Origin of the sequence: Streptomyces sp. NPDC007971 (genome assembly GCF_042958635.1) — a bacterium.
In the GTDB taxonomy this organism is placed as follows: Bacteria; Actinomycetota; Actinomycetes; order Streptomycetales; family Streptomycetaceae; genus Streptomyces.
On the sequence record NZ_JBIBJK010000023.1, the window covers coordinates 166,482 to 174,293 of the forward strand.

Annotated in this window: 5 protein-coding genes and 1 pseudogene; 3 read left to right on the plus strand and 3 right to left on the minus strand. The window is 72.2% G+C overall.

Going from position 1 to position 7,812, the window contains the following annotated elements; translation table 11 throughout:
- Positions 1-178 precede the first annotated feature (178 nt).
- A complete protein-coding gene (locus tag ACFZCP_RS37390; RefSeq protein ID WP_391437959.1) occupies positions 179-1,483 on the minus strand; it encodes an MFS transporter in 1,305 nt (434 codons plus the stop codon).
- Between the two features lie 57 nt (positions 1,484-1,540).
- Between ACFZCP_RS37390 and ACFZCP_RS37395 the strand changes: the two genes are divergently transcribed.
- From ACFZCP_RS37395 to ACFZCP_RS37405, 3 genes and pseudogenes are all read left to right on the plus strand, one after another.
- Complete coding sequence (locus tag ACFZCP_RS37395; protein WP_391437964.1) at positions 1,541-2,539, plus strand: ArsR family transcriptional regulator; 999 nt, start codon at positions 1,541-1,543, stop codon at positions 2,537-2,539.
- 140 nt (positions 2,540-2,679) lie between these two features.
- Positions 2,680-4,320, plus strand: a complete 1,641-nt coding sequence (locus ACFZCP_RS37400) for a sigma-70 family RNA polymerase sigma factor (RefSeq protein WP_391437972.1) — start codon at positions 2,680-2,682, stop codon at positions 4,318-4,320.
- 563 nt (positions 4,321-4,883) lie between these two features.
- Positions 4,884-5,300, plus strand: a pseudogene (locus ACFZCP_RS37405) (maleylpyruvate isomerase N-terminal domain-containing protein); the annotation flags it as partial.
- A gap of 18 nt (positions 5,301-5,318) precedes the next feature.
- On the opposite strand, the gene gap reads toward ACFZCP_RS37405, so the two are convergent.
- Together gap and ACFZCP_RS37415 are read right to left on the minus strand one after the other, a co-directional pair.
- Positions 5,319-6,317, minus strand: a complete 999-nt coding sequence (gene gap, locus ACFZCP_RS37410) for a type I glyceraldehyde-3-phosphate dehydrogenase (protein WP_391437982.1) — start codon at positions 6,315-6,317, stop codon at positions 5,319-5,321.
- Between the two features lie 220 nt (positions 6,318-6,537).
- Positions 6,538-7,494, minus strand: a complete 957-nt coding sequence (locus ACFZCP_RS37415) for a helix-turn-helix domain-containing protein (RefSeq protein WP_391437989.1) — start codon at positions 7,492-7,494, stop codon at positions 6,538-6,540.
- Positions 7,495-7,812 lie beyond the last annotated feature (318 nt).

The window sequence follows — 7,812 nt, forward strand, 5'->3', positions numbered from 1 at the left end:
CGCCGGCACGAACACCGCCCCCTCCCCCTCGGTCATTCGTGGCACTGAGGTCTTTCCGGCACTCCGGGCCTTTCGGACTTTTGAGGTTCTTCAGATTCTTGCGGTCTTTCGAACTCTTGAGGTCTTTCAGGCATTTCTTGTCATTGTGGAGCGTCCTGGCGCCGGTGCGGCGGGAGCCTCAGGCAGGCTCGCCCCGCCAGGCGCCGTCCCGCTGCGCCCAGCGCACGGTGGGTGCCACGGCGAGCCCGGCCACGGCGAACATCACTCCGAGCACCGCCCAGCCCAGCGCGCCGTGGGCGATCGCGGTGACCGTGACCAGGGCCGGGCCCGCCATCATCCCGGCCGACATGCCGGCGCCGAACACGCCCTGGTAGACACCGTGCGCGCGGGCGTCCGCCAGCTCGTAGCCGAGGGTCCAGCCACCGGCCGCCGACAGCACCTCCGCGAAGACCTGCACCACGGCACCGGCGGTCAGCGACAGCACCGCCCACACGGGAGACAGGCCCGCGGACACCGCATACACGGCGCAGGACGCCGCCAGAAGAAGCCCCGACCAGCTCATCGCCCGTACGGCGCCGGGGACCTGGGAGGACCGCCGCGCCACCCGTACCTGAAGGAGCGCCACCAGCACGCAGTTGACGATCAGCAGCAGGGCCGCCGTCCAGCGCGGCGCCTCGGTCCGCTGCACGATCCACAACGGCAGCCCCACCTCGGGCAGCGTGTACTGCACGACCAGCACCGCGTTGAGCAGGGTCACCGCGAGGAACGGCAGGTCACGCACCGCCCGCCAGCGGTCCGCGGCCGGGGCGTCGGCGTCCGGGACCGCGCGCTCGCCCACGTGCGGTGCCAGCGGCAGCCGTGGGACCAACAGTGCCGGACCCGCGAAGGACAGCGCGTTCAGCACGATCACCGTCATGTACGCCCCCCGCGAGTCCGCCTGCAGTGCGACCGCGCCCAGCGCGCCGCCGACCCCCATCCCGATGTTCGTCACCGTGCGCAGGTAGGCCCGCGCCTCCACACGCGTCGCCGCCGGCAGCACGTCGGCGTACAACGCCCCCTGCACCCCACGGCTCGCCATCTGCAGACCCGTCGCGCAGATCACCGCGACGAGGAACCCGGCGTACGAGTGCACCAGGGTGTACGCCGCCATGGCGAGACCCGTGCCGCCCCACAGCAGCGCCCCGACCCGCCGGGCGCCCCACCGGTCCGCCGCCCGTCCGGCAGGGACCCCGGCGGCCACGCCGACCAGGCCCGCGACCGTCAGCCCGAGCCCGACCGCCGTTGCGTCGAGACCGACGATGCGGGTGAAGTACAGGACGCCGAGCGGGAAGAACAGCCCGTTGCCGAGGGAGTTGACGGCGGTCAGTACGCTGGCCAGGCGCAGCGCAGGGGCCGCCGGCAGCAGCCCGCCCGCGCGGGTGGCACCGGCCGGCTCGGGACTTCCGCCCTGGTCAGCGGCGTGCGAAGGTGATGTCGTGGTCATGCCTGACAGCCAACCCGGCATCCGCTCACGTCCGACAATCATTTAGCCTGGCACTCAATGATCGAGTTCCGGTTCGCGGTCGATGACCTCGCCACCACCTCCTTCGCCTACTCCCCGCTGCAGGAGGCGGTGTTCTCGCTGCGCTGCCTGCACGACCCGGCCCGGTACGCGCATCACCGGCCATGGCTGCGCCGCATCCGCCCGCGCCTGGAGAACCTCGACCACGAACTGCTCACCGCGCTGGTCGCCCCCTGGCTGTGGGTGCCCGACTTCCTCAGCCCGCGCCCCACCCGTGCCCGGCCGGTCTTCGCCGACGAACTCGACGAGGTCCGCCGCACCCCGCCGGACGTCGTCACCGCCGACTTCCGTGCCACCTACCGCACCGAGGGCGCGCTCCCGCCGGTCGTCGTACACGGTCTGGCCGACCAGTCGGCCTTCCTCACCCGCCTCGCCGACGCCCTCGACGCCTACTGGCACACCTGCCTGAGCGACGGCTGGTGGCCGCGCGTGCACAGCATCCTGGAGGCCGATCTCGCCCATCAGGCACGGGTGCTGGCCGAGCAGGGGGCTGCGGCGCTGTTCGCCGGGCTCGACCCGCGGCTCGTGTGGGACGAGGACCAACTGCGGCTGACCCGTACCGGCGACACGGCCCCGTGGCCGTCGGTCGACATCCGGATCGCGGGACGCGGCCTGGTGCTGATGCCGACGATCTTCGCCCGCGGCGCCCAGACGGTGCTGGACCCGACGCGCCCGCCGATGCTCATCTATCCGGCGCGGGGCCGCGCCACCCTCTCCGAGGCACCACCGCCGGTCACCGACCGTGCGCTGGCACGGCTCCTCGGCCGTCCCCGCGCCCGCCTGCTGAGCCTCCTGGCCGAAGCGGCCTCCACGACCGAACTCGCCCACCGTCTGAACGTCACCCCCGGCGCGGTCAGCCAGCACCTGGCCGTCCTCTACGATGCCGGCCTGCTCAGCCGCACCCGCAGCGGCCGCACCGTCCGCTACCGGCGCACGGCCCTCGGCGACGAACTGTGCCGTTCATTCCCCCTGTTGTGATCTCTCCCATTGCGACAGCCGGGCAGGTGCGACGAACCTCTCCCTGAACGAGTGTCCGAATAACCGTTATCCGGGGCCCGCACAGCGGTCTCCCAGGTATCGGACAGCACCGTTCGGCATCGACGACAGGGAAGCTTTTGATGAGCACACAGGACACGGTGGACACGGCGGCACTGGTGAGCGCTGCCCGAGCGGGTGACCCGGAAGCCCAGGACGCGCTGGTCAGTGCGTACCTCCCGCTGGTCTACAACATCGTGGGACGTGCCTTGAACGGCTCGGTCGATGTCGACGACGTAGTGCAGGACACCATGCTCCGCGCCCTGGACGCCCTGGACGGTCTGCGCACCCCCGAGAGCTTCCGCTCCTGGCTCGTGGCGATCGCCATGAACCAGGTCCGGGCACACTGGCAGGACCGGCAGTTCACCCGGGCCGGCGTGGAGGAGGCCGAGGACCTCGCCGACCCGGGCGCGGACTTCGTGGACCTGACCATGCTGCAGCTGCAACTGTCCGGCCAGCGCCGGGAGACCGCGCAGGCCACACGCTGGCTGGAGCCGGACGACCGGGGGCTGCTCGCGCTGTGGTGGCTGGAGTGCGCCGGGGAACTGACCCGCGGAGAGGTGGCCGCTGCCCTCGAACTGTCGCCCCAGCACACCGCGGTCCGTGTGCAGCGGATGAAGGCGCAGCTGGAGTCGGCCCGCGTGGTGGTACGGGCGCTCGACGCGCAGCCGCCCTGTGAGGAACTGCGGGGCGTGCTGGCCTCCTGGGACGGCCGGCCCTCGGCGCTGTGGCGCAAGCGAATAGCCCGCCACGCCCGCGACTGCATGCACTGCTCCGGCCTGTGGAGCGGGCTGATGCCCGCGGAGGGACTGCTGGCCGGACTGGCGCTGGTCGCGGTGTCGACCGCGCTGCTGGCGAGGATGGGTCTCCCGTCGGACACGATGGCCCTGGCCGGTTCCGCGTCCCGGGCGGACGCGTCCGCGGACCACGCGGACACCGGTATGGCGGTCGGGCACCGGTCCTCGCGCGGCCGGACCGGCTCCCGGGGCGAGGCGCGGCGGCGCAAGCGCGTCCGGCGCCGGGCCGTGGGCGGCGCCGTCGTGGCGGTCTGCGTCGCGGGCGGCGGACTCTGGTACTTCGGAACGGACAACGGGGCCGGGAACGAGGGGGCGAGCACCGCACAGACCGCCGGTGATCCGGTCGTGGACCTCTCCGCACCCAGCGCCGCGGCGACCTCGCCGTCCGCCTCCGCCTCCGCGTCGCCGTCGCCGTCGGCATCGAAGACGAAGAGCGAGGCCAAGAAGACCCCGCACCCCGCGAAGAAGACCACGTCGGCTCCCGCACCGCCCCCTCGGCCGACGCGCACCGCCTCCACCGCCCCGCAGACGCAGGCGGCCCCGGCGGGCACCGTGGCCCAGGTGGTCGCGCTGGTGAACAAGGAGCGGGCGGCCGCCGGTTGCGGACCGCTCGCCGAGAACGCCCAGCTGGACAAGGCCGCGCAGGGCCACTCCGACGACATGGCCGCCCGGAACTTCTTCGACCACACCAACCCCGACGGCGCAGACCCCGGTCAGCGCATCACCGCCGCGGGCTACCGCTGGTCCACGTACGGGGAGAACATCGCCAGGGGCCAGCAGACCCCGCAGTCGGTGATGGACTCCTGGATGAACAGCCCCGGCCACCGCGCCAACATCCTCAACTGCTCCTTCAAGGACATCGGCGTGGGCGTCCACAAGGGCTCGGGCGGCCCGTGGTGGACCCAGGACTTCGGCGCCAAGCTCTGAGCCCTTCCCCCGGTCACCCGCACCGGCAAGGTCCGCCTTGCCGGATCCGTACGGGCACGGTCCCTCCCGTCGGCGTCCGTACGGCTTGGTTCCCCCTTGCCGGGTGCCGTACGGGCACGGCCCGTTCCGCCGGCGTCCGTGCGGGCTTGGTCTGCTGTGCCGGATCCCGTACGGGTATGGCACGTCCCCTCCGTGTCCGCACCGGCAAGTCCGTCCCGTCGGCTCCCGCGCCGCAAAGATCCGCCTCGCGTCTCCCTCGGCTCCGCCTTCGCCGGCGTCGGAGGGAGCCCGTGCGCGGCCGGCACACACGTACCCGTGCAGCACTTCGGCCTGGACCCGCCCCATGTGTCCGGCCCGGTCTGCCGAGGCTCCGGTGGCACACTGACCCGCGACGAAGGGCACATGGACCTGGCGGAGGTCGCCTGCCGAAGGTTCTCCCGGCGCGAGTGGTGACACGGCCGGGCCGGAGTGTGTCCGGCACATGGCCCAGCCGGCGTCCGGACCGAGCGGCCGGCCGTCGGCCGGAATGCGCTTGTCCGCCGTTGCGGGACTACCGTGCCGCAGTGGATCTCTTCTCCCTGTCCTGGGCGGCGTTGCTCGCGGCGGTCGCCGATCTCCCCGACGAGGACTTCGAACGGCCGTCGGGCTGTGCCGGCTGGCTCGTCCGTGACCTGGTGTGCCACCTGGTCATCGACGCCCAGGACGTCCTGATCACCCTGGCCACGCCCGCCGAGACCGAACCGACCGTCGACGCGACCACCTACTGGCGTCTCGTCGAACCCCCTACCGGCGAGGACCCGCTGGATGCACTCGTCCCCCGGCTGGCAGCCGCATACGGCGAGCCGCGGTGGCTGAAGTTCCATCTCGACGACGTCGGTTCGGCCGCCGGTCGCGCCGCCCGGCTCGCCGATCCAGCCGTCCGCGTCGGCACCCGCGACGAGGTCCTGACCGTCGCCGACTACCTGTCCGCGTACGTGCTCGTCCGTCAGTGGTGCCCGTCAGGCCGTGGCGAGCAGTTCGAGGGTGTCGATCACGCGGTGGGAGAAGCCCCACTCGTTGTCGTACCAGGCGACCACCTTGATGTGGCGGCCGTCGACCCGGGTGAGGGCCGAGTCGAAGATCGACGACGCCGGGTTGCCGGTGATGTCGGACGAGACCAGCGGGTCCTCCGAGTACTCGAGGACGCCGGCGAGCGGCCCTTCGGCCGCCGCGCGGTAGGCGGCCAGCACGTCCTCACGGGTCACGTCGCGGGCGACGGTGGTGTTGAGTTCGACGATCGAGCCCACGGGGACGGGCACCCGGATCGAGTCGCCGGACAGCTTGCCGTCGAGGTTCGGGAGCACGAGTCCGATGGCCTTGGCGGCGCCCGTCGTGGTCGGCACGATGTTCACTCCGGCGGCACGCGCCCGGCGCGCGTCCCGGTGCGGACCGTCCTGCAGGTTCTGTTCCTGCGTGTAGGCGTGCACCGTCGTCATGAAGCCGTGCTCGATACCGGCGAGTTCGTCGAGGACCGCGGCCAGCGGCGCGAGCGCGTTCGTGGTGCACGAGGCGTTCGAGACGATCGTGTGCAGGGCCGGGTCGTACGCGTCGGTGTTCACCCCGAAGGCGAGAGTGACGTCGGCACCGTCCGACGGCGCGCTGACGAGCACCTTCCTCGCGCCCGCGGTCAGATGGGCGCCGGCCGCCTCGGCCGAGGTGAAACGCCCGGTCGACTCGAGCACGATGTCCACACCCAGCTCCGCCCAGGGCAGCTGAGCAGGTTCCCGTTCGGCGAGCACCGTGATGCGGCGGCCGTCGACCACGAGGGTGTTGCCGTCGACGGACACCGGTCGGCCGAGCCGGCCGGCCGTCGTGTCGTAGGCGAGCAGTCGTGCGAGCGTGGCGGGCTCCGTGAGGTCGTTGACGGCGACGACCTCGAGTGCGCTGTCGCGTTCGAGCAGTGCACGCAGCACATTACGTCCGATGCGGCCGAATCCGTTGATGGCGATGCGAGTCATGAGTCCTGTCCTGTTCCTGTCCCTGTCCCTGCCCGTCGGGTCGCCACCAGGTTCGCCGGGCGCGTCCGTCCCGGACAGCGGCGTGATCGCCACTGTTCAAAAGGATCGCGCCAAGCCGACCGGCGGCCGAAGGAGCGAGCCGGGCTTGCCGGACGGCCGAAGAAAGGACGTGGTCTTGCCGGACGGTCGAAGGAGTGCGTGGGGTGTGCGGGGCGGTCGGCTACTCGCCGCGGGTGAAGGTGCGCCGGTACTCGCTCGGCGTGGTGCCGAGGATGCGCTGAAAGTGCAGCCGCAGATTCGCGCCGGTGCCCAGACCGACGTCGGCAGCGATCTGCTCGACACTGCGTTCCGACCGTTCCAGCAGTTCACGCGCCATGTCGATGCGGGCGCGCATGACCCACTGCATCGGCGTGTACCCCGTGTCCTCGGCGAAGCGCCGCGAGAAGGTGCGCGCCGACACTGCCGCGTGCCGGGCGAGCACATCGAGGGTGAGGGGCTCGTCGAGCCGGTGCAGCGCCCACTCCCGGGTGGCGGCGAACCGCTCACCCAGTGGCTCGGGCACACTGCGCGGCACGTACTGCGCCTGACCGCCGCTGCGGTAGGGAGCCGCGACCAGACGGCGGGCAGCGTGGTTCGACGCGGCCACCCCGAGGTCGCCGCGCAGGATGTGCAGGCACAGGTCGATGCCCGAGGCGGCGCCGGCCGACGTCAGCACGCTGCCCTCGTCGACGAACAGGACGTTCTCGTCGACCCGGACGAGCGGATGCTTGGCCGCGAGTGCCCGCGTGTAGTGCCAGTGCGTGGTGGCGCGTCTGCCGTCGAGCAGGCCTGTCGCGGCGAGGGCGAAGGCACCCGTCGAGATGGCCGCGAGCCGTGCGCCCCGGGCGTGGGCGCCGAGGAGAGCCTCGACGACGGGCCCCGGAGGGTCCTCGCGGTCGGGAAACCGGTAGCCGGGGACGAAGACGATGTCGGCCCACGCGAGCGCGTCGAGGCCGTGGGCGACGTGGTACGACAGGCCGTCGCCGCCGGTCACCAGGCCGGGCGCCGCACCGCACACCCGTACCTCGTACGGCATGCTCGCGCGAGTCGTGAACACCTGCGCCGGAATGCCGACGTCGAGCGGTTTCGCCCCTTCGAGCACAAGGACGGCGACGCGATGCAGACGGGAGGCGGGCACGGGAAGCAGGTTACGCGGAGCCCTTCAGCACGGCGGTCCGCCGGGTGCCGCAGGAGGCGCGACCGGTCGCGCCTCCTGCACGGACCGGACCTGGTCACATGACCGCCACCTCCTGGGAGGTGGCGGTCATGGTGTTCCGTTTCCTGCTCGGGGCAGGACCCTGATCGTGGGCGGACGCTAGCTACGACGTCCCGAGGGGTCGTGCTCGACCTTGTTCCGGTCCTCGTCGTCGCCGGCGGTCTGGTGGGGGATGGATTCGGTGGTGCCGGGGGTGGTTTCGGTGGCTTGGTCGGCGTGGCCGGGCCACCAGGCGGCGTG

Bases quoted from the DNA above. Each gene is read 5' to 3' on its own strand.
- gap (WP_391437982.1), bottom strand. From the start codon at position 6,317: ATGACTCGCATCGCCATCAACGGATTCGGCCGCATCGGACGTAATGTG.
- ACFZCP_RS37400 (WP_391437972.1), top strand. From the start codon at position 2,680: ATGAGCACACAGGACACGGTGGACACGGCGGCACTGGTGAGCGCTGCC.
- ACFZCP_RS37395 (WP_391437964.1), top strand. From the start codon at position 1,541: ATGATCGAGTTCCGGTTCGCGGTCGATGACCTCGCCACCACCTCCTTC.
- ACFZCP_RS37390 (WP_391437959.1), bottom strand. From the start codon at position 1,483: ATGACCACGACATCACCTTCGCACGCCGCTGACCAGGGCGGAAGTCCC.